The following is a 24,199-nucleotide window of genomic DNA, read 5'->3' as shown; positions in this document are numbered from 1 at the left end:
AGGGTCCGGGCGCCTTCCGACAAGCGCCCGGACAAGGCGGGGAGGTTATTGAGTATTGGCCTGGATCAGCGCCAGAGCGTCGTTGTAGAGCGTGGTGCCGTCGAGGCCCTTGCTGTCCATCTCGGCAATCCATGCCTTCGTCACGGCTTCGCCGGCGGCCTTCCAGCGCGCGGTTTCAGCTTCGTCCAGAACATAGGTCGTGTTGCCGGCCTTGTCGGCGATCTCCTTGCCGCGGATATCGCCTGCATCCATGGCCTGGCCGAATAGACGGGCGAGTTCCTTGCCGGAATTGTCGTCGATGACCTTCTTCAGGTCATCCGGCAGCGCGTCATAGCTGTCCTTGTTCATCGCGAAGACGAAGGTGCCGGTGTAGAGCCCATTCGGGCCGGAGAAGGCCGTGTGGTTCGGAGCGAGCTCGGCAATCTTGATCGCCGGCGTTACTTCCCACGGCACCACGGAGCCGTCGATGACGCTCTTCGACAGGCTTTCCGGCACGGCCGTCACGGGCATGCCAACCGCAGATGCACCCATGGCCTCGAGCATCTGGTTGATGACCTTGGACGTTCCACGCAGCTTCAGGCCCTGCATGTCCTCAAGCTTCTGCACCGGCTTGGAGGCGATGGTGTGGATCAGGCCCGGGCCATGCGTGTGAACCGCAAGCACGTGGTAATCCGTCAACTCGTCCTTGAGGTGCTTTTCATAATATTCCTGGAAGGCGACGGAGGTCGCCTCAGCGGTGGTGACCATGAAGGGAAGCTCGAAGGCTTCCGACTTCGGGAAACGGCCCGGCGTATAACCGAACAGCGTCCAGGTCAGGTCAACCACGCCGTCCTTGACCTGATCGACTAGGTCGGCCGGCTTACCACCCAGCTGCATGGCCGGATAAAGTTCGACCGCGATACGCCCACCGGAGTCGGCCTGGATCTTCTCGGCCCAGGGCTGCAACACCTTGGACGGGATCGTCGCCTGCGGCGGCAGCATCTGATGAAGCTTGAGGGTAACGTCTGCGGCGAAGCTGGCGGTTGCCATCAACGACACTGCAATACCGGACAGTCCGGCAATAACGAATTGGCGCAACATGATCTCCTCCCTTGATATCTGAGCTCGGGAAGTCCGCCGGCTCGAGGCAACACGACGACCAATGAACATGACCTCCTCAGTCACGTAAAGGTCGTGTCGCTGCTTACCTCTCTCCCATCCGACAAACGCTTCCTTGATGGTTATGATTACAGATGGTTTGTCGCCAAGCAAATAATCTTCTCGCGGAAACTCATAACCGGATCGATATGTGCCTGCTCTCGAATACAGGGAGGCCGAACTCTGGACGACCCCTGCTGTCGTCGCACTTCCTGAGCTTGGCGAAGCGCGCTGGGACCGCTATAGCTCGGCCGCAACGCGTTCATGACGAGCAGCGTGCCGGTGGCGATGAACAAGGCTGGATCACACTATGAATGTCGTCTCTGTTGCCATTGCCTCCACCCCGCGTTTTGCGAAACTTGCCATCTGCGCGGCCGCAGTCGGCCTACTTGCCGCCTGCGCCGGAAGGCCTGGTCCTGAAACGCTCGATACAGTCGCTCTGACCGACTATCAGCCCACCCGCGTCGAGACGCTCTATACCGTCACGACGCGCGACCGGGCGGAGCCTGGCCAGAATGTTTTCACGACGACGAAAACCCGCGACCCGAATTATGCGAGCTTCCGCATCTCGATCCCGCCCAATCATGTGCCGACCAACATCGAATGGCCAAAGCCCGGCCGCAAGGTTGATCCAAAGACGGACTTTGCCGTCGTCGGGCAGTCCGTTCTGGAGCGCCAGAGCTTCCTGAGCGCGATCGGCAGCCCGAAGGCCGCGCCGCCGGTCGTCTTCGTGCACGGCTATAACTATAACTTCCAGGAATCGCTCTTCCGCCTTGCCCAGCTCAGCACCGACAGCAATATCGATGGAACGCCGGTGCTGTTTTCCTGGCCATCCGTTGCTGCCCTTCCAGGCTATGTCGCGGACAAGGAATCGGCGACCTATTCGCGTGATGCGCTGGCCAATCTTCTGAGGGATGTCGTGCGCGCCAGAAAGGGCCAGGTGGATGTCTTCGCCCATTCGATGGGCGGCTGGCTGACGGCAGAGGCCCTGAGACAGCTCAGACTGGAAGGCAAGGATGACGTCCTGGACCGGCTCCGTGTGATCATGGCCGCTCCAGATATCGATCGCGACGTGTTCACCGCCCAGCTCGACGTCATCGGCCGAATGCGAACACCGATAACGCTTCTCGTTGCCCCGGATGACCGGGCGCTCAGGGTATCGAGCATTCTCGGTGCTGGCACCCAGCGCGTGGGTTCGATCGATGCACGTGATCCAGAGGTGGCAGAAGCCGCCAAGCGTTACGGCGTGACGGTGATCGATATCTCCCAGCTCGAGCCAACCGACGCGACCAATCACAATCGCTTCTTCGATGCCCAGCAGCTGGCGGCGACTTTGAACAAGCCGGCAGCGACGGCAACGCTCGGTGACGCCGGCGCCTTCGTACTCGATGCCGCTGCCCAGACCGTTTCCAGTCCCTTCTCGCTTGCCGCGAAGGTGTTGCGTCGCCAGTAATCCAGGCAGCGGTGTGCTGACTGGACGGCTGCTCCCGCGCTGCAGGGCAGCCTTGCGTTTTGGCAGGTTGACGGCGGAAGAAATAGGGTGTCTTGCGCAATTTATGCGTTGGCTTACGGACTCGTTTACCCGTTGGTGTCACAAGCTTCGGTCCATGCATGGGCGCTAATAAGCGCTCGATCTTCCTGGTTTCGTGGTCCGGTTCATGGCTTCCTCTCTCAATGACGCCGACGCGGCGGCACCTGCAGCACCGGCTCCACCGGTAGCCCGCGCCAGGCCGATCTCGGTCGTCCTGCTCTCGCTTCTGCCGAAGCTGGTTCTGCGTGCCCCGCGCACCGGACTGATGCTCGGCGCCTTGGTCATGCTGGCACTGCTCGGACCGATCTTTGCCGAAGAGAGCCTGCTGAAATTCGGCTGGGGCCTCGTTCTTGCGCGTCATGGGATGGATGCGACCGAAGGCACGCTGGGCCTGTCCATGGTCCTCGGCGTGATTGCCTCGCGGGGGCTGGTGCGCCTGCCGCGCCGGAGGCGCGCCGACGAGACCGATGCGTCGGACGATCTTGCCCGCGCCATCGCACTTCTGCCGGCCCAGGCCAATGCCAGCGCCGGCCTCGTCCGCCTCGGCGACAAGCGCATCCTTTTCTCCGATTGCGGCCAGGGCTTCATCATGTATGCCCGGCAGGGCCGCTCGCTGGTCGCGCTCTTTGATCCCGTCGGTCCGAAACACCTCTGGGCGCCACTCGTCGAAAAATTCATCGCCGAGGCAAGGCGCAGTCGCAGCCGGTCGGTCTTCTACCAAGTCTCAGCCGAGTTCCTGCCGATTGCCGTCGAGATGCGGTTGCAGGCGTTGAAGCTCGGCGAGCAGGCGGTTGTGGACCTCACGACCTTCACGATCGCCGGCGGCGACTGGCTTAAGCTGCGCCGCTCGATCAACCGCGCCGAACGCGACGGGCTGTGCTTCGAGATGTTGGCCCCCGAGGCGGTGCCGGAGGTCATGGACGAGCTCCAGAGCGTTTCGGACACCTGGCTCACCACGCACAAGGCGGCGGAAAAAGGGTTTTCCCTCGGCACCTTCGAGCGTGACTATGTCGCCGCCGGCCCGGTGGCCGTGATCCGGCTCGACGGCCGGATCGTCGCCTTCGCTACCCTCATGACCGCCTCATCGACCGGTGACGCCTTCATCGACCTCATGCGCCATGTGCCCGGCGTTCACCGCGGCATGATGGATCTGCTGTTCGTGAAGATCATGGAGACGCTGAAGGGGCAAGGTTTCCAGACCCTCAACCTCGGCATGGCACCGCTTGCCGGCCTTTCTGACAACCGGCGTGCGCCCGCCTGGAACCATCTCGCCCGTCAGATCTATGAGCATGGCGAGCGCTTCTACAATTTCCGCGGCGTGCGCGCCTTCAAGGAAAAATTCGATCCCGAGTGGCAGCCACGCTATCTCGCCGTGGCCGGCCAGGGCCTGCCGATCCTGTCACTGGTCGACGTGACGCTGCTGATCGGCGGAGGTCTCAAGGGCCTGATGCGCAAATGACGCCCATGCAGGCGGGAGCCCAGAGCCGGGGCCGGGCCGGCGCCTTCGTCTGTGGCTGTATCGCCTTCACCCTCTGGCTGGTCGGATGGCTGCCGGCTACCGCGACCGACCGGGAGATCGTCAGCCTGCCGCAGGACCGCATTCTCGCCCCGGATGACGACAGCATGACGGGCGTCGTCGTCATCATCTCCGATGCCAATGGCTGGGACATGGTCGAACAGGCGGCATTGGAAACCGTCGTGCTCGATGGCGCAATCGGCATTGGCGTCGATCTGAAGACCTGGCGCGCGGCGCTGTCGCGCGAGACCGAGCGCGACTGCCTGTTTCTACCCGCCGATATCGAGCGCCTGACCCGACAGCTGCATCGAAGCCACACGGCCGAGTTCTACCGCCCGCCACGCATCCTTGGCTTCGGCGAGGGCGGCGCACTGGCGCTCGCCATTGCCGCCCAGACCCCGAATGGCAGTTTCGCAGAGACGATTGGCGAGACGGTGGCCGTCGATCCGACCGAGGCGGTCGCCTTGCCCAAGCCGCTCTGTACGCCGGCCCCCCGCCGGGAGACACCGCGCGGCACGGCCTACGGGCTGTCGCCCGGAAAACTGCCCAATCCCGTCCGTATCGCCTTTTCAACGACAGCCGACCAGGCCGCGCGCCAGCATGCAGCGTCGCTGCAGGCGAGCCATCCTGATGTGGTGATCGCAGACGGGGAGGGCGGTCGCGTCCGCCTCTTGTCCACTGAGGCCGCGACGCTCGCTGATCGCCTGACGCCTGATGATGCGGCCCTCGATCTGCCGCTGATCGAAGAGCTTGTCATCCCCGAGCACGACACCATGGCCATCCTCTATTCCGGCGACGGTGGCTGGCGCGAGATCAATCAGCGCCTCTCCGCCCGGCTGAACGAGAACGGCGTGCCGGTCATCGGTGTCGATGCGCTGCGCTATTTCTGGAGCGAGAAGACGCCGGAAGAGACCGCAGCCGACCTGTCCGACATCATCGCCCATTACCGCAAGCGCCTGGGCGTCTCGAAGGTCGTGCTGATGGGCTATTCCTTCGGCGCCAACATCCTGCCGAAGGTCTATGGCCTGCTGCCCGACCACGACAGCAAATCCGTGACACTCCTCTCGCTCCTCGCCTTGTCGCACCAGGCCGACTTCGAGATCGCCGTTTCCGGCTGGCTCGGTGCCGCCGGTTCGGGCAAGCATGGCGACCCCGTCGATCACCTCGCCACGGTCGAGCCGATAAGGATCCAGTGTGTCTATGGCCTGGAAGAGGAAGACACTGCCTGTTCGGCGCTTTCGCCCCGTGTCAAGGACGGCGTCGACCTCATCGCCCGCCCCGGCGGCCATCACTTCGACGAGAATTACGAACTGGTGGCGGACAGGATCCTGGCGCGGATAGTCGCTCCCTGATCCCCCATGCCTTATCACATCGGCCTTTTCGGGGTATGATGGCGCGATAGCAGGGAGTTCAGCCATGAACGAGACCGTCAAGCCATCCGTCCTCGACGACGCGGAGTTCCACGCCGCGGCCGAAAGCGTGTTGCGCGAAGGCGAGACCGTCGCCGATCTGATCGACCGCTCGGCACGGGCGGAGGTGGAGTATCGGCGGGAACAGGCGGAGTTTGTTGCGCGAGGTTTGGCGGCCTTGGAGGAGGCCGAACGCACGGGCGTCTGGTACAGCGCCGAAGAGGTTCACGCTGAACTCAGAGCCAAGCTCGAAAAGAGGAAAGCCGAGTTGAGCCAATGAGCCGAAAGGTCCGCTACAATGCAAAAGCGCGGGCGGACCTCAATAGGCTCTACGACTTCCTCCTTGACCGGGACGTCGAAGCCGCAGAACGCGCGCTGAATGCGATTGTCAGTGCAGTCGCGGGATTGATCCGTTTTCCGCACACTGGCAGAAAAGTAGAGCACGATGGCCAGCAGTTGAGGGAACTGCCGATATCCTTCGGGCGCGCCGGTTATGTCGCGCTGTATCAGCTCGCGGACAACGGTGACGTTCAGATCCTCGCCATCCGCCACCAGCGCGAAGACGACTACCGCTAACCTTTACCGATCACTCGTCTCCCAGCGCGGATTGCCCCACGGCTCCTGATTGCTTCGGGGCAGGGGCTGCTTGCCGAGGATATGATCCGCCGCCTTCTCGCCGGTCATGATCGAGGGGCCGTTGAGGTTGCCATAGGTGACATGCGGGAAGATCGAGCTATCCGCCACGCGCAACCCCTCGACGCCGATCACCTTGGTCGTCGGATCGACCACCGCCATCGGATCGTCCGCACGACCCATCTTGCAGGTGCCGCAGGGGTGATAGGCGCCTTCCAGATGCTCCCGCAGATAAGCGTCGATCTCCTCATCCGACTGCACATTCGGGCCCGGCGCCACCTCAACATCTCGGTAGGGATCGAACGCCTTCTGGGCAAAGATCTCGCGGGTGACGCGCACCGCATGGCGGAACTTCACCCAGTCCTCCGGGTCACTCATGTAGTTGAAGCGCAGAACCGGCGCGTCCTTGACGTCAGGCGAGCGCAGCGTCACAGAGCCGCGCGACTTCGACATGTTGTAACCGACATGCGCCTGGAAACCATGGCCACCCACCGCCGACTTGCCGTCATAGGAGATCGCGATCGGCAGGAAGTGATACTGGATGTCGGGCCATTTGACCCCCGCCGCCGATCGGATGAAGGCCGCCGCCTCGAACTGGTTGGAGGTGCCCAAGCCCTTCTTGAAGAACAGCCACTGCGCGCCGACGATCCCCATCCAGAACCAGTTGTTCTTCGAATGCAGCGTGATCGGCAGCTTCGATTTGAACTGGTGGTAATATTCCAGGTGATCCTGCAGGTTCTGCCCGACGCCCGGACGGTCGGCAACAACGGGAATGCCCATCTCCTTGAGATGCGCGGCGGGGCCGATGCCTGAGAGCATCAGGATCTTCGGCGAGTTGAAGGCCGATGCCGCAACAATCACCTCGCGGTTGGCCTTCACAACTTCTATTCTGCCGCCGATCTCGACCTCGACGCCCACGGCGCGGGTGCCTTCCATCACGACCTTGCGGGCATAGCAGCGGATCAGCGAGACATTCGGCCGTTTCAGAGCGGGCTTCAGATAGGCATTCGCCGTCGACCAGCGCCGCCCCTGCCAGCTCGTCTGCTCCATCAGGCCGAAGCCTTCCTGTTGCCGGCCGTTATAGTCCTCGGTGACCGGGAACCCGGCCTGCCGTCCCGCCTCGATGAAGGCACGGTAAAGCGGGTTCTTGATCTCCCCGCGCCGCACATGCAGCGGCCCGTTGGTCCCACGCCAGCCCTCTTCGCCGCCATGCGCGCTTTCCTGCCGCTTGAAATAGGGCAGCACATCCGCATAGCCCCAGCCGGTCGCCCCCAGCTCCTCCCAGCGGTTGAAGTCCTCCGCGTGGCCTCGCACATAGACCATGCCGTTGATCGACGAGGATCCGCCGACCACCTTTCCACGCGGCGCAATCATCCGGCGATTGTTGAGATGCGGCTCGGGCTCGGTCATATAGCCCCAGTTGTAGCGGTCCATGTTCATCGGATAGGCGAGTGCCGCCGGCATCTGCACGAAGGGCCCGATGTCCGACCCGCCGAATTCGAGCACGATGACGGTGTTCTTGCCATCCTCCGAAAGACGGTAAGCCATGGCCGCCCCTGCGGAGCCGGAACCGATGATGACGTAGTCTGCGTTCTGCATGGTGTCAGGTCCGAATGGTTGAAGAGTTATAGCTATTTGCTATACTCTTGGCATGAAGAGGGTGGACTACACCAAAGCTGCGACCAAAGCTTTGGACCGCATGCAGCCCAAGCGACGGGATGCGATCCGTTCGAGGGTCGATGCCTTCGCGCGCGGCGAACGGGTCGATGTGAAGAAGTTGAAGGGCAGCCCACTTCTGAGAATTCGTGTCGGAGACGACCGAGTCATCATCGACGAGCAGACGATGCTGGTGATTGTCGTTGAGGTCGGACCGCGCGGCGGCATCTACAAGGAGTGAACCATGGGCGAAGTGCGTAAGACCGTCATCGACGGCGAGACCTATGTTCTCGTTCCCGAGGACGACTACGAAGACCTGATCGATACGATCACGGCCGAAAGGATCATGGCCCGCGTGCGTGCGGGCGAGGAAACCTGGCCGGCGGAACTCGTCTATGAGCTGTTTGAAACCGACAGCCGCATCCGCACCTACCGCAATTACCGCAAGATGACTGTCTCCGACCTCGCGGCCGCGGCAGGCATCTCCCAGCCCTACCTCTCCGAGATCGAAAGCGGCAAGAAGACCGGCTCCGTCGATGTGCTCAAGCGCATTGCCGCCGCACTCAAGGTCGATCTCGACGATATTGTGGTGTGACGGCCAAGCATCGGAGCCGCGGCACCCCCCTCTGTCCTGCCGGACATCTCCCCCACAAGGGGGGAGAGCGGCGCGTGGCTGACCGCTCGACAGGCTTGCGAAGCTCGCCAATCGCATTCCAGAACGTTTATCGGGCAAAGCGATCGCGGCCACTCTCCCCCCTTGTGGGGGAGATGTCGGCGAAGCCGACAGAGGGGGGTATCCTCGCGCGACGCCCGATCTCATCTCAATACGGCGCCTCGCATTTGCCCATGCCGACATAAACCGTCTTCAGCTCGGAATAATGCTCCAGTGCCGCTGCGGAATTCTCGCGGCCGAAGCCCGACTGCTTCGAGCCGCCGAAGGGGATCTCGACTGGGCAGAGATTATAGGTGTTGATCCACAGCGTGCCTGCCTCCAGCTGATCCGCCACGCGATGCGCGCGGGAGAAGTCGGCGGTGAACACACCGGCAGACAGGCCGAATTCCGTGGCGTTGGCGCGCGCGATCACCTCGGCCTCGTCCTCGAAATCGAGCACGCACATCACAGGCCCGAAGATCTCCTCGCGCGCGATGGTCATGTCGTCGGTGACATCGGCAAACACGGTCGGCTGGATGTAGAAGCCTTCGCCGGTGACGCTGTTCGGAATGCCGCCGCCGGTGACGAGCGTCGCACCCTCCGCTTTGCCCTTGTCGATGTAGGACAAGACCTTCTCGCGTTGGGCGAGCGAAACCATCGGCCCCATCTGCGTCGCTTCGTCCTGCGGGTCGCCGATCAGGATCGCTTCGGTGCGGGCCTTCAGCCGTGCCAGGAAGGTCTCCTTGATCGCCTTATGCACGAAGACGCGCGTGCCGTTCGAGCAGACCTGGCCAGTCGAATAGAAATTGCCGAGCATGGCGCCCGAAATCGCGCTGTCGATATCGGCATCGTCGAAGACGACGATCGGCGACTTGCCGCCAAGCTCCATGGTGACATGCTTGAGCTGCGACGCAGCCGCCCCCGCCACCTTGCGGCCGGTCGGCACGGAGCCGGTCAGCGACACCTTGGCGACATCCGGGTGGCTGACGAGCAGCGGCCCCGTCTCCCGGTCCCCCTGGATGACATTGTAGACACCTTTCGGCGCGCCGGCCTCGATCAGGATCTCGGCAATCTTCAAGGCACCGAGCGGCGTCACTTCCGAGGGCTTGAACACGATCGCATTGCCGGCGGCCAGTGCCGGTGCACCCTTCCAGCAGGCGATCTGCTGCGGATAGTTCCAGGCGCCGATGCCGACGACGACGCCGAGCGGCACGCGCTTGGTATAGGCCCAGTCGCCGCCCAGCGGGATCTGGCTGCCGTTCATGGCTGTCGCGATGATGCCGCCGAAGAATTCGAAGCTGTCGGCGCCCGAGGTCGGATCGGCAACGATCGTTTCCTGGATCGGCTTGCCGGTGTCGAGCGTCTCGAGTTCGGAGAGTTCCCGGTTGCGCTCGCGCATGATCTCAGCGGCCTTCTTCAACACGCGCCCGCGTGCCGAAGGGCTCCACGACGCCCATTCCTTCTGCGCCCGCTTGGCGGACTGGATCGCCTTTTCGATGATCGCCGGTGTGGCGGCATGCAGCCGTGCGATCACCTCGCCGGTCGCCGGATAAATGCTTTCAATGACGGTGCCGGCGGTATCCTCGACATATTCCCCGTCGATGAAGTGGGAGGCTTGCGGTTGGGCTTTCATGTCCTGTCTCCAGACGGGTGGTTTCTCTCCACCTCCCCCTTGAGGGGGGAGGTCGCCGCAAAGCGGCGGGTGGGGGTGATCTTCTGATGTCGTTTCGTTCGGTCTGCTGCGCTCATGGCTCACCCCACCCCGGACCTTTGGTCCGACCCTCCCCCTCAAGGGGAGGGTGGGCGGCGAGCTGCCCCGTCACATAATCCTCGACCAGTGCGACAGAGGCATCAAAGGAGAGCGGCGCGGCCTTCAGAGATTGCCGGATATAGAGCCCATCGATCATCGCCGCCGCACCGTCGGCAATCCGGCTCGCGTCGACTGCACCACACAGTGGCTTCAGACCGGACATCAAGTTGGACTGCAGCCGCCGCGCATAAAGCGCGAGCAGCCGGCGCACCTCTTCCGAGCGCTGTGCTTCGGAGTAGAAGGCAAGCCAGGCGGCCACCACCTGAGGGTCGAACTGGTCGGCCTGGAAGGAAATGCGGATGACGGCCGAAATCCGCTCACGCGGCGTTTGCGCCGCCGCCAGCGCCACCACCGCATCGGCGCGCAACTGGCGCAGCAGCGAGCGGATCGTCTCGATCAGCAGCTGGTCCTTCGAGCCGAAATAGTGATGCGCAAGTGCTGCCGACACGCCCGCCTCGCGGGCAATCTCCGACATGGTGACGGTCAGCGAACCGTGATGGCCGATCGTCTTCAACGCGGCATCGACGAGCGCCTTGCGGCGCACTGGCTCCATTCCGACCTTCGGCATGTCTGTTCCCCTGTCTTGCCGGATGATAATTTTGATTGACTGATCAATCAATAAAAAATCTGCGACATGCCGATAGCCCCGAAAGCGGCGCGCGCTTAACGGTAAACCGGAACACGGCCGATGCGGTCCAGTGCCCGAATGAGGCTGGAGACCGCCCTTATGCGGCCGTCCGGAACGCCCGGCCCGCCGGGCTTTTCCTGCGTTGAGGTGCACGGCAGCGTCGTCTCGGCCAATGGTTGTGCCGCAAAACTTTCATCTCGCTGTCACACTGGAGAAAGCCTTTGTTGACGATTGGCCCGGCACATTTCCGCCCATAAAAACAAGTGGATATTGGAGTATCGCGTCATGTCTGCAGGGGTGGCTGAGGATTTCGGAGCGCTGCGCCGCTTCGCCAGTGACCAGCTCGTCACGCTTGCCAAGCTCGTCGTCGAAAATGCCTTCCAGCCGATCGTCGAGGTCGGCACGGGTGCTGTCTTCGGCCACGAGAGCCTGATGCGCGGCCACGACCGCATCGGCTTCGAAAGCCCGCTCGACTTGCTTGATCAGGCCGCCGCCACCGGCCAGCTGCTCGCCCTCGAACAGATGGTCGCAAGCCGCGCGCTGGCCAAATTCGCGACGCTTCCGGATTGCGCCAGCGCCACCCTCTTCCTCAATCTCGATGTCCGCCTGATCCCCGATGGCAACGCACTCGTCGACACCCTGCTCGACCAGCTGCGCAAGGCGCATGTGCCGCCGTCTTCCGTCTGTTTCGAGCTCTCGGAGCGTTTCGACAACACCCGCGTTCCGGAATTCGCAAGCCTGGTCGAGCGCCTGCGCCGCTCCGGCTTCAAGCTCGCCATCGATGATTTCGGTGTCGGCCACGGCGAGATGAAGCTGCTTTGCGACTTCCCTGTCGACTATGTGAAGATCGACCGCCACTTCATCGCCGGCCTCGACAGCAATCCGCGCAAGCGCCACCTCGTCAAGAACATCGTCAATTTCTGCCATGTGCTCGGCGTGCGCGTCATTGCCGAAGGCATCGAGACGGAAAGCGAATTCCTTGCCTGCCGCGAATTCGGCGTCGATCTCGTCCAGGGCTGGTATATCGCCCGCCCCAGCACCATCGTCTCGGAACTGAAAAGCGCCTTTCCCCATCTCCAGGATGTCGGCAAGGCCCGCCGCACCAGCCAGTCCCTCGACGAGATCCTGATCCGCAAGCAGATCGAAACGCTGCCCACCGTCTTCGAACACGAAAACATCGACCACGTCTTCGATCTCTTCCGCCGCAACCCCGGCCAGTCCTTCTTCCCGGTGCTGAATGCCAATGGCGAGCCGCGCGGCATCATCAACGAGCGGCATCTGAAGGAATACATCTACCAGCCCTTCGGCCGCGATCTTCTGAAAAACAAACTCTACGAGCGCTCCATCTCGCATTTCGTCGACCGCGCGCCGATCGTCGGCCTGGATGCCGATGCCGAGCGGCTGATGACGATGTTCGCCAATATGGAAGGCTCCGACTGCGTCATCCTGACGGAGAACATGCGTTACGCCGGCGTGGTCTCCGCCGCCTCGCTGATCCGCATCATGAGCGAAAAGCAGCTGAAGACCGCCCAGGACCAGAACCCGTTGACCGGGTTACCCGGCAACCGCGCCATCCGCGATTTCATGAGGACTGCAGCACTCGACGGCGATGGCGCCCGCTTCTTCTGCTACTGCGACTTCGACCACTTCAAGCCGTTCAACGACCACTATGGCTTCCATCAGGGCGACCACGCCATCTCGCTGTTCGCAGCGCTCCTGCGCCGCTACTTCTTCTCCGAAGGCGATTTCCTCGGCCATGTCGGCGGCGATGATTTCTTCATCGGCGTCAGCGACTGGACCCGCGAGGAACTGACCGAAATCCTCGACCGTCTGCTTTCGGATTTCCACGACGAAATCATCGACCTTTATTCCGAATCCGACCGCCAGACCGGCCATATCAAGGGCCTTGACCGCCAGGGCCGCGAGCGAGACTTCCCGCTGATGCGCTGCTCGATCGGCGTGCTCGAACTCCCCGCCGGCCTCGTCATCGACGATGTCAACCGCATCAGCGGCGAGATCGCGGAATTGAAAAAGCAGGCGAAGGAGAACGACGGTGGGCTGTCGTTCGGCCTGCTCGACGGTTGAGAGCAGCTTTCGCCGCTGCGATCTGTGGAAGACATGGCGACGCTGGTCTATGGTGGGCCATGCCCCTGACCAGCCAGATTGCGCCTTATGATCCCGAATGGCCTGACCGCTTCGAAAAGGAGGCGGCGAGGCTGAGATCAGTATTCGGAATTGGCCGGTTCGAGATCCACCATGTCGGCAGCACGGCGGTGCCGGGCCTTGCCGCCAAACCCGAGATCGACATTCTGGCAGTCCATCATGAGGCAGAGATCTCCGCCTCGACGGAACAACAGCTCAAGGATCTGGGATATCGACGTGGCGGGGATCTGACGCCGGGTCACCATTTCTTCAAGCGCGACGTAGACGGTGTGAGGACCCATAAGCTTCACGTGATCAAGGCGTCTCACCCAAAGATCGCGCATCTGCTGACATTTCGCGACAAATTGCGGGCCAACCATGTCCTGCGCAGCGAGTATGAACACTTGAAGCTGCGGCTGGAGCGCGAGAATATCTCCGGCATACGCGAATACCTTGATGGCAAAGAGCCGTTCATAGATGCCATTGTTGCCGGTGGGTCGTTTGACCATGTGGCGAATGGCTTGGCGACGATGACGGTTGACGTGGCGGTCGAAGCAGCAGACCAAGCGGAAATCGACAAATTGCTTGCGCTATCGGATGCCGCCGCCCTACGCCTGTATCCCGGCGCCTTCCGCCAGCCGCTGACGGCTGCCGCCCTCGCGCGCCCTGATATCTCGGTCTTTGTCGCCCGTGATGAAGCCGGGCGGGCGCTCGGCTGCGCCGCCCTTATGGACCTGATTGAGGGCGCCGCCGAACTCAAGCGCATGATCGTTGATCCCGATCACGCCGGGCAGGGCGTCGGCCGCGCCCTCCTACTGGCCGTTTTGCAAGCCGCGAAAGAGAGGGGCATCCACTCCGTGCGGCTCGAAGTCGGCATCCGCAATGTCGAGGCGCGGCGCCTCTATGAAAGCGTGGGTTTCCGCGACCGCGGGCCCTTCGGCGCCTACCGTCAGACCCCGATTGCCACTTTCATGGAAATCGATCTCTAAGACTCTCAACTCGCAAGCCGTGGCGTGTTGATGATCTTCATGAACAACGCGTTCATCGCCTCCTCGATGCCTTCGCTTGGGCTCACCTCGAAATAGAGACCGGGCGAGGCGCAATCGCGCATGACCGTTGGCAAGCTGGGCTGGAAGGGGGCGATCCAGTTGCGATAGAAGTTGTTGGTCGGTAGTGGCAGATAGGTCGTATACAGGACCGCCACGCGATAGCCCTTGTCCTTCAGTGCTTTGCAGGAATTCAAGTTGACCGGCTCCATGCAGCGGTTGTTGCTGGTGGGGCGCATGCAGGACGTCCGGTTCATGTAGTTGGCCACGCCATCCGAGACGAAGAAGACGATTTTCTCTGGCGTAGAAGCTGTCGATCCATCGCCGGGCGTGCCCATCTTCTCTCCCAGGTTCTCGATAGCCTGCGTAAAATTCGTCAGGGCATCGCGGGCAAAGCCGTGGCTCGGCGTCGACATCAGGTCGATCATCGAGGCATTGTTTTGTACTGACCTCAGGTCCTTGGTCAGCGGCGAGACCTCCAGGAGCTTCATGTCTTCGGCCTTTTGTCCAAAGGTGTAGACGGCCATCCGGAACTGGTTGTCTGACTTGCGCTCGCTCATGGCTGTCGCCATCAGCGCGCTCGTCGCCTGCGCCACGACATCGATACGTGTCACGATCCCGTTTCGCTTGGCGATATGGTAATACGAGTTAAGGTCGTCCACGCCATCCTTGACCACATGACAGGCGAAGGCACAGCTGTCCGGCGTGGCGTTCATCATCCGGCTCACTTCGGTCGGTGTCGCGGCCACGCCCATGGACGGCGTGTTGTCGAGCAGCAGGTAGAAGTCGCGGAAGGTTTCCGTCTGGAACACGGCGGTCGCCTGCCCAGAGATGGTCACGCTCTCCTGGCCGAGAATGCGGGCCAGAACAGTCGGCACCTCCGCAGTATAACTGAAGACGGCTTGCAGATCGCGACCGGACTTGACCACGTCGACATCGCTTGCAACGAGTTTGAAGTCTGTGTGATTGCCGGCATGCGCATTAAACACCTTGCGGGCATCCTCGATGGCATCCGTCAGTCTGCCCTTGTCGCCGATCTGCATCGCCTGGCGCGTCCCGGCCGAATATTCGCCCACCGCCGCCAGAACGGCTGAATCCGCAGCCGCCTGCAGGTCGCCCTTGGCGATGACCGCTGTGTGAATATCGATCGCGAGGCCAGCAACGCCAATCACGGGCACCAGGAGAAGAGCTGTGGTGATGCCGAAATTGCCGCTACGATCTTCCCATAAACTGCGCATATTAACCCCCAATTTCTGAGGGTCTTTTAGGGTGTTGGAAATTAATGTTGGGTTGTCGTTTTTGGTAAATAAATTTAATGTGAGTAGAATATCGTTCGTAGAACATCCAATCTCGGCGAATTTTTCCAATCTAGGTTTTGTAAGTAACGCACAGCATTGTCGCACGTCGTTGACCGGCACGTATAGTATAATAAATATTCTCAGGCTTCGGTTTTTTTGCGTATGGCTTTGGATTTTATTGTTCAAACATGTTGATTTGTGAGACTTAATTTGTTTCCTGTATTTTGGATTATGTTGCGAGACTGCGAGAAATATTTTCGAAGACGATCAGCTTGGCCTTAAGCCTTTGTCGCCTCCGATACCATTTGTCGCGTCGGACAAAGGGCCTCCTTTTCATCGCATTTGCGAGGCTCTATGCCTCACCTTGAGCAATCGATCCGAGGAGCCCGCCGATGTCACTGCCCGCCACCATGCGCCATGTTGATCTCACCACCCATGGCGGCCCGGAGGTCATGCGCCTCGTCGAGGGGCCGCTGCCGAGCCCCAGGCCCGGCGAAATCCTGGTGAAGGTTGAAGCAGCGGGCGTCAACCGGCCGGATGTCGCCCAGCGCCAGGGCGCCTATCCGCCGCCGAAGGATGCAAGCCCCATTCTTGGCCTGGAAATCGCCGGCGAGATCGTCGGCCTTGGCACGGGTGTCACCGATTTCCAGATCGGCGACCGGATCTGCGCCCTGGCGAATGGCGGCGGCTATGCCGAATACTGCGCCGTCCCCGCCAGTCAGGCTCTGCCATTCCCCAAGGGCTATGACGCGGTGAAGGCCGCCGCTCTGCCGGAAACCTTCTTCACTGTCTGGGCCAATCTCTTCCAGATGGCAGGCCTGACCGAAGGCGAGACCGTGCTCATCCATGGCGGCTCGTCGGGCATTGGCACCACCGCCATCCAGCTCGCCAAAACCTTCGGCGCAACGGTCTACACCACCGCCGGCTCGGCGGAAAAATGCGCGGCCTGCATGGATCTCGGGGCCACCAGGGCAATCAACTACAAGGCCGAGGATTTCGTCGAAATCGTCAAGGAAGAGACGCAAGGCACGGGCGTGGATGTCGTGCTCGACATGATCGGAGCCTCCTATTTCGATCGCAATCTCCAGGTCCTCGCCAAGGACGGCTGCCTCTCCATCATCGCCTTCCTCGGCGGCGCGGTGGCCGAAAAAGCAGATCTCCGCCCGATCATGGTCAAGCGCCTAACCGTCACCGGCTCGACCATGCGCCCGCGCACGGCGGAAGAAAAACGCGCCATCCGCGATGACCTCGCCACCGAAGTCTGGCCCCGCCTCGAACGCGGCGATCTCGCCCCGGTCATCCACGCGGTCATGCCCTTCGAGGCGGTCGTGGAGGCGCACCGGCTGATGGAAAGCTCAGAACATATCGGCAAGATCGTGTTGAAGATGGGGTGAGGGTGCGTGTCGGCACCTCTCATCATCCCATCACGCGACGGCGGAAAACTTTCCAAGGCCGGGCATGGCTGGAATTTCCCTGTCGATTCCGCCACCGTTTCGCTTGGCGCGGTAGGAGGCCGTATCTGCCGTGACCATCATCTGGTCCAGATCCGCTGATCCGCCAAGGGCCATCGTATAGCCCAGGCTTATCCCAATGCGGATCTCTTGACCGGCGATCTCGTAAGGCGCGCGGAGAAAATCCAGCACCCTGCGCGCCAGAGCCTCGGCATCATCGGGATGGCGGACATCGGGTTGCAGGATGACGAATTCATCGCCGCCAATGCGAACGGCGAGATGTGGCGCCTCCAGTTTTTCGCGCAGCCGTCCGGCGATCGCGACAAGCAATGCATCTCCCACTGCATGACCAAAGCGGTCATTGACGTCCTTGAACCCATCCAGGTCGAAACAATGCACTGAGGTGAGCGCATCGTCAGCGCGACATAGGTTCATGTAGGCTTCCGTCAGTGCCGTGCGGTTGCCGAGCCCCGTCAGCGGATCGTGCCGCGCCTGATGCTCCATCTGCAGAAACAGGCGGATGTGACGCACGGTCGTTCGATACACATGCAGCATGCTCTGCAGCGCGGCCACGATGAATATCACGCAGAGCAGAGTGAGAATCCAGTGGGCCAAATCGCCATACAACAAGATCGAGATCGTCGCGGGGACGGCGGCAATCAGGATCGCAGCTGCGGCGATCAACGGTCGAACGGATATTCTGACCGTCACACCGGCGCAGTATCCAAAGGTCAGCGCTGCGGCGAGAATGTGGACCGACAGGTCTCGGTGATAGAAGGCGATGGTCGCGATCGTCCCCACACAGGCGGCAATCAGAACGATGACGAGGCCCTGCACCTTTTCCCAGCGCTCCGCGTCCGCAACCGTTGTGCGCGCCCTCGCGTCAGCGCGGCGATGGGCGAGGGAAACGGCAATCTTGGCAAGCGATGCGGTGGCACCGCCGATCGTCGCCATCAGCACCGGTATGCTTCCGAGGCTTTGATAGGCAAACAGCCCGACGGCCAGGATGGTGATCCCCATAATCGTCGTCGGGGTCAGCGTCGAGTGCAACTCCGATACCAGCGTCTTGAACACATCGTCGGCTTCTCTGTCACGCACGCCAGATCCCTCAGGCACATGGTTTAGGCTCTCAAGGGGCCGTCGCTGCGCGCATCATGGACCAGCCAGCTTAAGATTCAGTCAGGCCGAACGACAAAATTTGATATCTTGATGGGCGGCATGACTTCCGTCCGGTCGAGGACACACGCCCCCGCCCTCACGACACCGTCACCGGCTTCGACCTCAACCGGCTTGCCGTTGCCGGGTCGGCGCGGCGGCAGAGGCGGGGCGGCAGGCCCTTCATGATCAGTTCGGCATCGGCAACGGCCATGGAGCCCAGCGCATAGAAGGCGTCCCGCGTACCGCCCGTCCTGTGGGCCGAGAGCAGAATGCCAGACGCCTGGCGGACAGGATCGTCGGCGGCGACTGGTTCCTCCGGAAACACATCCGTCGCCACCCGGATATGGCCGGATTGGGCCGCTTGGATCATCGCCGGAAAATCGACGACAGCCGCACGGCTCATCAGCAGGAAAGCCGCCCCCGGCTTCATCATCGCGAACTCGCGTTTGCCGATGAAGCCCTCGTTTTCGCTGGTGACGCTCGCAAACACGAAGACCACCTGGCTTTCGCGGAGCACGTCGTCGAGCGTCGCCGGCTCGCAATCCTGGCCTTCGATGATCTCCTTCGGAAGCCAGGGATCGAAGACGCGGACCCGGTTCTTGAACGGGCGGATGAGGTCGCGAAACGCATGGCCGAGATCACCAAAGCCGATGATCCCGACGGGGGCGCCGGCAAAGCGGAAGGTCTTCGCATTGCCCTCCAGGCCATAGCGCTCGACGCCAAGGCGAAAGTCGCGATCCGCCGCCGTGATCCCCCGGGCGAGATCCAGCGCCATGGCAAGGGCCGCCTCCGCCACCGGCGAGGCAAAGGCCGAGGCCGGCGTGATCACCCAGATCCCGCGTTCGACACAGGCCTGATAGTCGATATTCGGCAGGAAATTCGATTCGACATTGATGATCGCCTTCAGCCTCGGCGCCCGGTCCAGGCGCTCTTTCGGCATGTCCGTCTGGCCGAAGATCAACACGGTGTCGGGAAGATGCTGTTCGACCACTTCGGCAGGCATGGGGCGATCTTCCGAGACGATCACCTCGCCCAGGGCCTCGAGCCGGGCCCGGACGGCGGGCTCCATGATCAGATCCAGTGTCCGCGGCAATGGATCGACCAGAATGACGGAACGACTCATTGTTTCCTCCCTTGAGAATCCCGACTGCCGCAAAGCTTAGCGCGAAATGTCGCTCCATGGGCAAGCCCTGGCGCCGTGCCATCCGGAGTTGAAGCGGTCTTCGCTGTCGGGAAAAAGCGACTGCCGATCACAACCCACTCCCCAGCCTTCATTCCGCCCCGTTCTTAAGCGCTTGTTAAGACATCTGTCCCTGTCGGAGGTCTCCATGGCGCTTGGCGCTTCGCATCGTTTGCAGGATGGCGTTGCCGCCGTCGAAACCATGACCCGTTTTGCGCTGGCCGTGCTGGCACTTGCCTCCGGCGTCTATACCTATCTCGGGGTGCGCAGCATACTCGATGGCTCGCCGACCGCCGTCTTCTTTGCCGCCATCATCTATTCGGCCTCGGTCTCGGTCGCGATCTATGCCTTCTGGTCCTACATGGCGCGCTTCTATCCGCATGTGACGGGCACGGCGGCGCGCAGCGCCATGCTCGGCGTCATGGCGCTCGGCTGCGCCATGATCATCGCCATGTCGAGCTGGCTGAATGCAGCAGCACTCGCAGGCTCGGCCGCTCTCGAACAGCATCTTGCCGAAACGGTGGAGGACTACACCGCCGATCTCGACCAGGCGCATCAGAATGCGCTGGCCGCGCAGAGCCTTCTGCCCGACATCCAGCGAGCCTCGGAACGTTTCGCACGGCTTGCCGAAGACGAGCGTCAGAACGGCGCGCTGACCGGCACCACCGGTTCGGGCAGCGTCGTGCAGCTTCTGTCGCAGATGTCGGCCCAGCTCAACGAGCTCGAAACCGGCATCACCGCCTCGCGGGAGCGCGTGACCACCCTGTTCGATCAGGGCCGCGCGCATCTGGAAACCATGCGCAAGCTGGTGTCGGCGCCGGGCGCCGTTGCGCCCCGCAGCGATGAATTCTCGGCCGAAGTCGTGGCGCTCTCGGGCGTCATCACCGCGCTCGAACAGACCTCGATCGCCCCCTCCGTCAAGCGCGCTGCGGAAGACCTGTCGCTCGGCTTCATCGCCCCCGTCGCCGACGGTCGCGCAGCCGATCTTGCCGAACGCCAGGATCAGGTGATGGAGACCATCCGCGCTTCGGTCACCGCCCAGTCAGAGGTCCTGTCGCAGGCGGCAGACGAAATCCTGGCGCGCGAACCGGTGCCGGAGCGCCGCTTCGTGCCCTTGTCTTCGGCCGAAGCCGTTCTGCGTTACGCCGCCGATTTCATTCCGGCCTGGGCGGGTGCCATTTCCATCGACCTTCTGCCCGCCGTTCTCGTCTTCATCCTCGCCGTCGTCCATAGCGCGATCCGCCGGCAGGACGAGCGGCTGCCCTTTGCCCAGCGGATCACCGCCGCCGAGCTTCTGGAAGCGCTGGAGGTGCAGCGTGCGCTGAGCCACCGGGGCGTCGATCTCGCCGAGGCCGTCAGAGCCGCCGAAGTCGATGAGGAGGAAAGGCGTGCCGGCCCGAATGTCACCAGCCTCGACATGTCGGCCAAAGCGCCGCGCAAGGGGCCGCCCGCGTGAGACCGTCAGCGCCATTCGTTCGGCTGAAGAATGCCTTTGTCCGCGCCGATGACGGCCTCCTGATGCGCGGCGCCTTTTTCGGCCTTCTGGCGGCGGCAGGGGCTTTTCTCTTCGTCGATCTCAGGGAAATGAGCCTCGCCAATGCGGCCTTGCCCGGCCACGATCCGATGACGACGGACGCCCCGGTCCTTCCGCCGGCCCTGACCGACGGCGTCCCTCAGTCTCCGCCCGTAGAGCCGGCCACGCCACAGGACGAATTGCGCCAGCCGATGCGCTTCGAGCTTACGACCGGAGGCGTCTTGAAGGCGCAAGGGTCGATCGATCTCGGCGCCGCCGATCGTTTTGCCGAAGAGATCGCCGCCCGGGGCGAATATGTGAAGTCGATCACGCTGAATTCGCCGGGCGGTTCCGTGGATGATGCGCTGGCGATCTCCCGGCTGATCCGCGAAAAGGGGCTCAACACCCAGGTGGAAACCCGGGCGCTCTGCGCTTCCTCCTGCCCCTTGATCTTTGCAGGCGGCGTGGCGCGCCAGGCCGCTCAAGACGCGATTGTCGGTGTGCATCAGGTCTTCAACGCCGGCCAACAGCGCCCCTCGCCGGAACAGGCCATGTCGGCCGCCCAGAGCACGACGGCCCGCATCGCCCGTCACCTCGACGACATGGGCATTGCCGACGGGCTCTGGATCCACGCGCTGGAAACACCCCCCGACCGGCTCTATTACCTGACGCCGGAGGAGATGACGGAATTCAAGCTGGTCACCGAGCCCCTGGCGACGGCGAAGCAGGGGGGGTGATGGCGCTGGAGCTGGGAGAGCTCCTAGTGGTTTCGAAAAGTGCTGATGTAAGACTTGATCGCATTCTGGTCGCTCATCGTATGCTATCTACTCTAAGTAATGGCATTGGCCGTAGTTTGCCAATGGACTACAACTCAGAGAGTTTGCAGATGGCCAAAAAAAGTGCAAAGGGCGCTGACGATAAGCCCCTAATTGATCTTGCCGAAGCGTATGTCAAAGCGTTCAATCAGGCGATTGTTCGGACTGAAGAAGATTTCCGTGCAGTCCTGCGAATGCGCAGTGGCGGTTACAGCACCGGCAAGTCGGGTATAGTCGAATTCACTGATGAACTATTAAGCGTGCAGAGTAAGCTCACCGAACGTGCCATAGCTGTTTTTGGGCACGCATTTATACACGAACGAACCGTTGGCGACGTGGCGAGGCGAGTAGTCTTCCCAATTGTCGGCTCAAAGTCGTCACGTGATATTGCAAAGGCAATTGCATTCGAGTTGCAGGAAGTCGCCACCAAGCAGCATACGATGTTTTGGCCGAATTACCTTGTTAAGCTCGAAGAAGGCGTAGATGACGTCAAGATCGGACGCATCCGGATCGTCCGCCGCGATACGTTGGCGCGAGAGCTTTCAGCGGAGCACCCCGACTTGAACCTTCAAGATTCTAGTCACGGAGTGAGAGCCTTCACGTTTGACGATGCGGGCGTCGCAAACGCATTCCTGCCGCCAATATGCTGGACTGTGACTTTGCAAGGCATGCCAAAGGCGCTTCAGCCTCAAGCATTGTGGATGATTGACGTGGCCACCAGTTTTATTCGGCTGCAGTATCGCTCCAGCCACGCAATGTTCCCAGGTTTCAACGACGTCGAGCCACATCCCATCAACCCGCCAATTTGGGGATCACCGGGATTCGTGATGTCTGCTGAGGTGTTGTCAGGAGGTGGAGGTGACCTTCCTCGGTGGTACCAGATCGACAGGGAGCTTGCCGCTTCTTTAGGTTCTCCAGAAACAACGGAGAAGCTAGAATTACTCCTTAAACCTGATCCGGGCACTCTGGCTGAACGCCTTCAACAAGCACTGGGTTGGCTTACCCGTGGGCGTAGATCGACCGAACCCGCAGAACGGGTTCTACTTTTCTTCACCGCGATCGAATCCATGCTGGCGCCGAAAGACGATAAAAGCGCAGTCACGGATACAATCGCGCGTTTGGCCGGATCTATATGGACAGCCACCCCCGGATCACGGGCCACGCTGGCGAGGGAGATCAAGAAAGCTTATGGCACCCGTTCTCGGATCGTCCACAATGGTGAGCGTGCTGTTTCTTTAGCTGAGGCGAATACTGCTCATATAATTGGGTCGACTTTGGCATACCTTATTTTGAAGAAGGGCGACCTGCGTCAGAAGCACGCTGATTTTGTTGAGGAATTGAAAGAGGCCAGCTTTGGTGAAGCATGGCGGCCTGAAGGCGCTGAATAGGCTGATCGTCGAAACCACAAGTGTCCGGCACCCTTTGGATATCGCCCGCGTGCCTATCAGGCTTGCCGTGATTACATTTTTAAATTCTCAAGGTCGAACCTTGTACCTATTTGATTATGGCGCCCAATTGTGTCGCCTTAAGATGCGCCACAGTCCTAGGCAACTCCGCAATTCCCACACCCCGATGGAACCCCTCCTGCTCAGCCTTGGCGGACATTGTGCAAAACCTCGCACTGCCGAGTTCACCCAACTTGAGAGCGGAGTGCTTGATAGCTGTCGTGCTTTCTACTCGGTGTGAACATGACGCGATCCTAGGCTCGGAGTGTCAGGCTGACGACTGAGCCCATCACACCACCCCTCAGATCCCCGAGCCATCCAGCTCCTTTTCGTCCTCGCCCTCCCAGGCCGGCGGTCTCACCATCGCATCCATGTTGACGCCCGGAAGAGGCATCCAGCATTTCAGCTCCGGCTCGGCATAGGAAATGATCGCGCCCGGCGTCGAATCGGACGAGCGCCAGCCATCGGCCCCGAACCGGTCGCCCTTCGACCAGTAGACGAGATCGACCGCACCCGGCCCCTGTTCGGTGGCCCGTATGGTCACAAGAATGCGGCTGCCGTCGCGCGGCGCCGAGCGCATGTTCCGCCAGCGGATGCTATCGTCCATGATATGTCCTCCCATTGCAAAGCGAGTGTCGCCGCCGGGACGGGGACGGTCAACATGGAATGCGCCCGGAAGGCGTTGCATCAATGGTGGCGCGCGCCATCACACCGAGAAGAGGCCCCATGCTCAGACGTGCCATCACATGCGAAATTCGATATCGGCTGCATCCCGGTCGGACCGCAGAGTTTGAGGAATATGCCAGGATCTGGATTGCGCTGATTGAGCGCTACGGGGGTCAACACCTTGGCTACTTCATGCCTCACGAAACGCCTTACGACGCCAGGGTGAGCTTTCCTGGTGCCGGTCAAGATGGCGATGCGAACACCGCAATTGCGATTTTCACCTTCCCGGACGAGCAATCCTATCTCAAATACCGTGAAGAGGTCGTACGAGATCCGGATGGCGTTGCTGCCAACGCAAAATTCGGCAGATCACCACCGTTCGTCAGCTATGAGCGACTGTTCCTGACGCCCCTTTTGAAAGAAGAGTGATCGAAGCGCGAGCGCGCGGATTATGGACGCACTGCTGTGCGATGCAACACAATTATCCCAACAAAACGTCACACAACGTGCCTT

The 24,199-nt window shown here is 61.6% G+C and carries 22 protein-coding genes; 14 read left to right on the top strand and 8 right to left on the bottom strand.

Translation table 11 applies throughout. The annotated features are described in order from the left end of the window. Window positions 1-45: 45 nt before the first annotated feature. The gene (locus AC1PUL_RS12295) at window positions 46-1,080 is read right to left on the bottom strand and encodes a TRAP transporter substrate-binding protein (protein ID WP_480464468.1); all 1,035 of its coding nucleotides are present in this window, start codon (window positions 1,078-1,080) and stop codon (window positions 46-48) included. Window positions 1,081-1,447: 367 nt separating this feature from the next. Between AC1PUL_RS12295 and AC1PUL_RS12290 the strand changes: the two genes are divergently transcribed. The 5 genes from AC1PUL_RS12290 to AC1PUL_RS12270 all read left to right on the top strand — a co-directional run bounded on the left by AC1PUL_RS12290 (window position 1,448) and on the right by AC1PUL_RS12270 (window position 6,169). Beyond that, entirely contained in the window at window positions 1,448-2,590 is a 1,143-nt protein-coding gene (locus AC1PUL_RS12290; RefSeq protein WP_480464467.1) for an alpha/beta hydrolase, read from the top strand. A gap of 205 nt (window positions 2,591-2,795) precedes the next feature. Further along, window positions 2,796-4,127: a phosphatidylglycerol lysyltransferase domain-containing protein gene (locus AC1PUL_RS12285; protein WP_480464466.1), complete on the top strand. Its 1,332-nt coding sequence runs from the start codon at window positions 2,796-2,798 to the stop codon at window positions 4,125-4,127. Beyond that, window positions 4,124-5,536, top strand: a complete 1,413-nt coding sequence (locus tag AC1PUL_RS12280; protein ID WP_480464465.1) for a virulence factor family protein — start codon at window positions 4,124-4,126, stop codon at window positions 5,534-5,536. The genes AC1PUL_RS12285 and AC1PUL_RS12280 overlap by 4 nt, the downstream gene beginning before the upstream one ends. A 64-nt stretch (window positions 5,537-5,600) precedes the next feature. After that, the gene (locus AC1PUL_RS12275) at window positions 5,601-5,873 is read left to right on the top strand and encodes a prevent-host-death protein (RefSeq protein ID WP_298469795.1); all 273 of its coding nucleotides are present in this window, start codon (window positions 5,601-5,603) and stop codon (window positions 5,871-5,873) included. Continuing rightward, on the top strand, window positions 5,870-6,169 hold the full coding sequence (locus AC1PUL_RS12270) for a type II toxin-antitoxin system RelE/ParE family toxin (RefSeq protein ID WP_480464464.1): 300 nt from the start codon (window positions 5,870-5,872) through the stop codon (window positions 6,167-6,169). Before AC1PUL_RS12275 ends, AC1PUL_RS12270 begins: the two co-directional genes overlap by 4 nt. Window positions 6,170-6,172: 3 nt before the next feature. Here the strand turns inward: AC1PUL_RS12270 and betA are convergent, their stop codons facing one another. Continuing rightward, window positions 6,173-7,825 carry a choline dehydrogenase gene (betA, locus tag AC1PUL_RS12265; RefSeq protein ID WP_480464463.1) on the bottom strand — a complete coding sequence of 551 codons (1,653 nt, stop codon included), beginning with the start codon at window positions 7,823-7,825 and terminating at the stop codon, window positions 6,173-6,175. Between the two features lie 100 nt (window positions 7,826-7,925). Here betA and AC1PUL_RS12260 point away from each other — a divergent pair, with 100 nt between their 5' ends. Further along, window positions 7,926-8,123 carry a type II toxin-antitoxin system RelE family toxin gene (locus AC1PUL_RS12260; protein ID WP_246780618.1) on the top strand — a complete coding sequence of 66 codons (198 nt, stop codon included), beginning with the start codon at window positions 7,926-7,928 and terminating at the stop codon, window positions 8,121-8,123. Between the two features lie 3 nt (window positions 8,124-8,126). Further along, complete coding sequence (locus tag AC1PUL_RS12255; protein ID WP_444558822.1) at window positions 8,127-8,477, top strand: helix-turn-helix domain-containing protein; 351 nt, start codon at window positions 8,127-8,129, stop codon at window positions 8,475-8,477. A gap of 226 nt (window positions 8,478-8,703) precedes the next feature. Here AC1PUL_RS12255 and betB read toward each other — a convergent pair whose 3' ends face one another. Both betB and betI read right to left on the bottom strand, forming a co-directional pair. After that, a complete protein-coding gene (betB, locus tag AC1PUL_RS12250) occupies window positions 8,704-10,167 on the bottom strand; it encodes a betaine-aldehyde dehydrogenase (protein ID WP_480464462.1) in 1,464 nt (487 codons plus the stop codon). Between the two features lie 112 nt (window positions 10,168-10,279). Then, a complete protein-coding gene (gene betI, locus AC1PUL_RS12245; RefSeq protein ID WP_480464461.1) occupies window positions 10,280-10,912 on the bottom strand; it encodes a transcriptional regulator BetI in 633 nt (210 codons plus the stop codon). Between the two features lie 345 nt (window positions 10,913-11,257). Here betI and AC1PUL_RS12240 point away from each other — a divergent pair, with 345 nt between their 5' ends. Continuing rightward, window positions 11,258-13,057 (top strand): bifunctional diguanylate cyclase/phosphodiesterase, encoded by a 1,800-nt coding sequence (locus AC1PUL_RS12240; RefSeq protein WP_480464460.1) that lies wholly within the window; start codon window positions 11,258-11,260, stop codon window positions 13,055-13,057. Window positions 13,058-13,116: 59 nt separating this feature from the next. Then, window positions 13,117-14,103: a GNAT family N-acetyltransferase gene (locus AC1PUL_RS12235; protein WP_480464459.1), complete on the top strand. Its 987-nt coding sequence runs from the start codon at window positions 13,117-13,119 to the stop codon at window positions 14,101-14,103. Between the two features lie 5 nt (window positions 14,104-14,108). On the opposite strand, the gene AC1PUL_RS12230 is transcribed toward AC1PUL_RS12235, so the two are convergent. Continuing rightward, window positions 14,109-15,398: a pilus assembly protein TadG-related protein gene (locus AC1PUL_RS12230; RefSeq protein ID WP_480468569.1), complete on the bottom strand. Its 1,290-nt coding sequence runs from the start codon at window positions 15,396-15,398 to the stop codon at window positions 14,109-14,111. A 452-nt stretch (window positions 15,399-15,850) separates the two neighbouring features. Between AC1PUL_RS12230 and AC1PUL_RS12225 the strand changes: the two genes are divergently transcribed. Next, window positions 15,851-16,852, top strand: a complete 1,002-nt coding sequence (locus AC1PUL_RS12225; RefSeq protein ID WP_480464458.1) for an NAD(P)H-quinone oxidoreductase — start codon at window positions 15,851-15,853, stop codon at window positions 16,850-16,852. A gap of 30 nt (window positions 16,853-16,882) precedes the next feature. Here AC1PUL_RS12225 and AC1PUL_RS12220 read toward each other — a convergent pair whose 3' ends face one another. Next, window positions 16,883-18,007: a diguanylate cyclase domain-containing protein gene (locus AC1PUL_RS12220; RefSeq protein WP_480464457.1), complete on the bottom strand. Its 1,125-nt coding sequence runs from the start codon at window positions 18,005-18,007 to the stop codon at window positions 16,883-16,885. Window positions 18,008-18,164: 157 nt separating this feature from the next. After that, the gene (locus tag AC1PUL_RS12215; protein WP_480464456.1) at window positions 18,165-19,190 is read right to left on the bottom strand and encodes a hydroxyacid dehydrogenase; all 1,026 of its coding nucleotides are present in this window, start codon (window positions 19,188-19,190) and stop codon (window positions 18,165-18,167) included. Between the two features lie 205 nt (window positions 19,191-19,395). Here AC1PUL_RS12215 and AC1PUL_RS12210 point away from each other — a divergent pair, with 205 nt between their 5' ends. From AC1PUL_RS12210 to AC1PUL_RS12200, 3 genes are all read left to right on the top strand, one after another. Then, window positions 19,396-20,703, top strand: coding sequence for a hypothetical protein (locus AC1PUL_RS12210; RefSeq protein WP_480464455.1), 1,308 nt, complete (start codon window positions 19,396-19,398; stop codon window positions 20,701-20,703). 62 nt (window positions 20,704-20,765) lie between these two features. Further along, window positions 20,766-21,497: a COG3904 family protein gene (locus AC1PUL_RS12205; protein ID WP_480468568.1), complete on the top strand. Its 732-nt coding sequence runs from the start codon at window positions 20,766-20,768 to the stop codon at window positions 21,495-21,497. Next, window positions 21,497-22,963 carry a hypothetical protein gene (locus AC1PUL_RS12200; RefSeq protein WP_480464454.1) on the top strand — a complete coding sequence of 489 codons (1,467 nt, stop codon included), beginning with the start codon at window positions 21,497-21,499 and terminating at the stop codon, window positions 22,961-22,963. The genes AC1PUL_RS12205 and AC1PUL_RS12200 overlap by 1 nt, the downstream gene beginning before the upstream one ends. Window positions 22,964-23,321: 358 nt before the next feature. On the opposite strand, the gene AC1PUL_RS12195 is transcribed toward AC1PUL_RS12200, so the two are convergent. Further along, window positions 23,322-23,627, bottom strand: coding sequence for a hypothetical protein (locus AC1PUL_RS12195; protein WP_480464453.1), 306 nt, complete (start codon window positions 23,625-23,627; stop codon window positions 23,322-23,324). Window positions 23,628-23,746: 119 nt separating this feature from the next. Between AC1PUL_RS12195 and AC1PUL_RS12190 the strand changes: the two genes are divergently transcribed. Continuing rightward, window positions 23,747-24,115, top strand: a complete 369-nt coding sequence (locus AC1PUL_RS12190) for an NIPSNAP family protein (RefSeq protein WP_480464452.1) — start codon at window positions 23,747-23,749, stop codon at window positions 24,113-24,115. Window positions 24,116-24,199: the final 84 nt, after the last annotated feature.

It is taken from the genome of Rhizobium sp. P43 (genome assembly GCF_056730705.1).
This window is presented reverse-complemented; position numbering and strand designations above follow the sequence as displayed.

Excerpts from the sequence above, each read along its gene's own strand:
- AC1PUL_RS12290 (WP_480464467.1), top strand. The coding sequence starts at position 1,448 with ATGAATGTCGTCTCTGTTGCCATTGCCTCCACCCCGCGTTTTGCGAAA.
- AC1PUL_RS12200 (WP_480464454.1), top strand. The coding sequence starts at position 21,497 with ATGGCGCTGGAGCTGGGAGAGCTCCTAGTGGTTTCGAAAAGTGCTGAT.
- AC1PUL_RS12260 (WP_246780618.1), top strand. The coding sequence starts at position 7,926 with ATGCAGCCCAAGCGACGGGATGCGATCCGTTCGAGGGTCGATGCCTTC.
- AC1PUL_RS12270 (WP_480464464.1), top strand. The coding sequence starts at position 5,870 with ATGAGCCGAAAGGTCCGCTACAATGCAAAAGCGCGGGCGGACCTCAAT.
- AC1PUL_RS12255 (WP_444558822.1), top strand. The coding sequence starts at position 8,127 with ATGGGCGAAGTGCGTAAGACCGTCATCGACGGCGAGACCTATGTTCTC.
- AC1PUL_RS12295 (WP_480464468.1), bottom strand. The coding sequence starts at position 1,080 with ATGTTGCGCCAATTCGTTATTGCCGGACTGTCCGGTATTGCAGTGTCG.
- AC1PUL_RS12190 (WP_480464452.1), top strand. The coding sequence starts at position 23,747 with ATGCTCAGACGTGCCATCACATGCGAAATTCGATATCGGCTGCATCCC.
- AC1PUL_RS12230 (WP_480468569.1), bottom strand. The coding sequence starts at position 15,398 with ATGCGCAGTTTATGGGAAGATCGTAGCGGCAATTTCGGCATCACCACA.
- AC1PUL_RS12205 (WP_480468568.1), top strand. The coding sequence starts at position 20,766 with ATGCGCGGCGCCTTTTTCGGCCTTCTGGCGGCGGCAGGGGCTTTTCTC.
- betA (WP_480464463.1), bottom strand. The coding sequence starts at position 7,825 with ATGCAGAACGCAGACTACGTCATCATCGGTTCCGGCTCCGCAGGGGCG.
- AC1PUL_RS12240 (WP_480464460.1), top strand. The coding sequence starts at position 11,258 with ATGTCTGCAGGGGTGGCTGAGGATTTCGGAGCGCTGCGCCGCTTCGCC.
- AC1PUL_RS12225 (WP_480464458.1), top strand. The coding sequence starts at position 15,851 with ATGTCACTGCCCGCCACCATGCGCCATGTTGATCTCACCACCCATGGC.
- betB (WP_480464462.1), bottom strand. The coding sequence starts at position 10,167 with ATGAAAGCCCAACCGCAAGCCTCCCACTTCATCGACGGGGAATATGTC.
- AC1PUL_RS12275 (WP_298469795.1), top strand. The coding sequence starts at position 5,601 with ATGAACGAGACCGTCAAGCCATCCGTCCTCGACGACGCGGAGTTCCAC.
- AC1PUL_RS12280 (WP_480464465.1), top strand. The coding sequence starts at position 4,124 with ATGACGCCCATGCAGGCGGGAGCCCAGAGCCGGGGCCGGGCCGGCGCC.
- AC1PUL_RS12285 (WP_480464466.1), top strand. The coding sequence starts at position 2,796 with ATGGCTTCCTCTCTCAATGACGCCGACGCGGCGGCACCTGCAGCACCG.
- AC1PUL_RS12195 (WP_480464453.1), bottom strand. The coding sequence starts at position 23,627 with ATGGACGATAGCATCCGCTGGCGGAACATGCGCTCGGCGCCGCGCGAC.
- AC1PUL_RS12210 (WP_480464455.1), top strand. The coding sequence starts at position 19,396 with ATGGCGCTTGGCGCTTCGCATCGTTTGCAGGATGGCGTTGCCGCCGTC.
- betI (WP_480464461.1), bottom strand. The coding sequence starts at position 10,912 with ATGCCGAAGGTCGGAATGGAGCCAGTGCGCCGCAAGGCGCTCGTCGAT.
- AC1PUL_RS12215 (WP_480464456.1), bottom strand. The coding sequence starts at position 19,190 with ATGAGTCGTTCCGTCATTCTGGTCGATCCATTGCCGCGGACACTGGAT.
- AC1PUL_RS12235 (WP_480464459.1), top strand. The coding sequence starts at position 13,117 with ATGCCCCTGACCAGCCAGATTGCGCCTTATGATCCCGAATGGCCTGAC.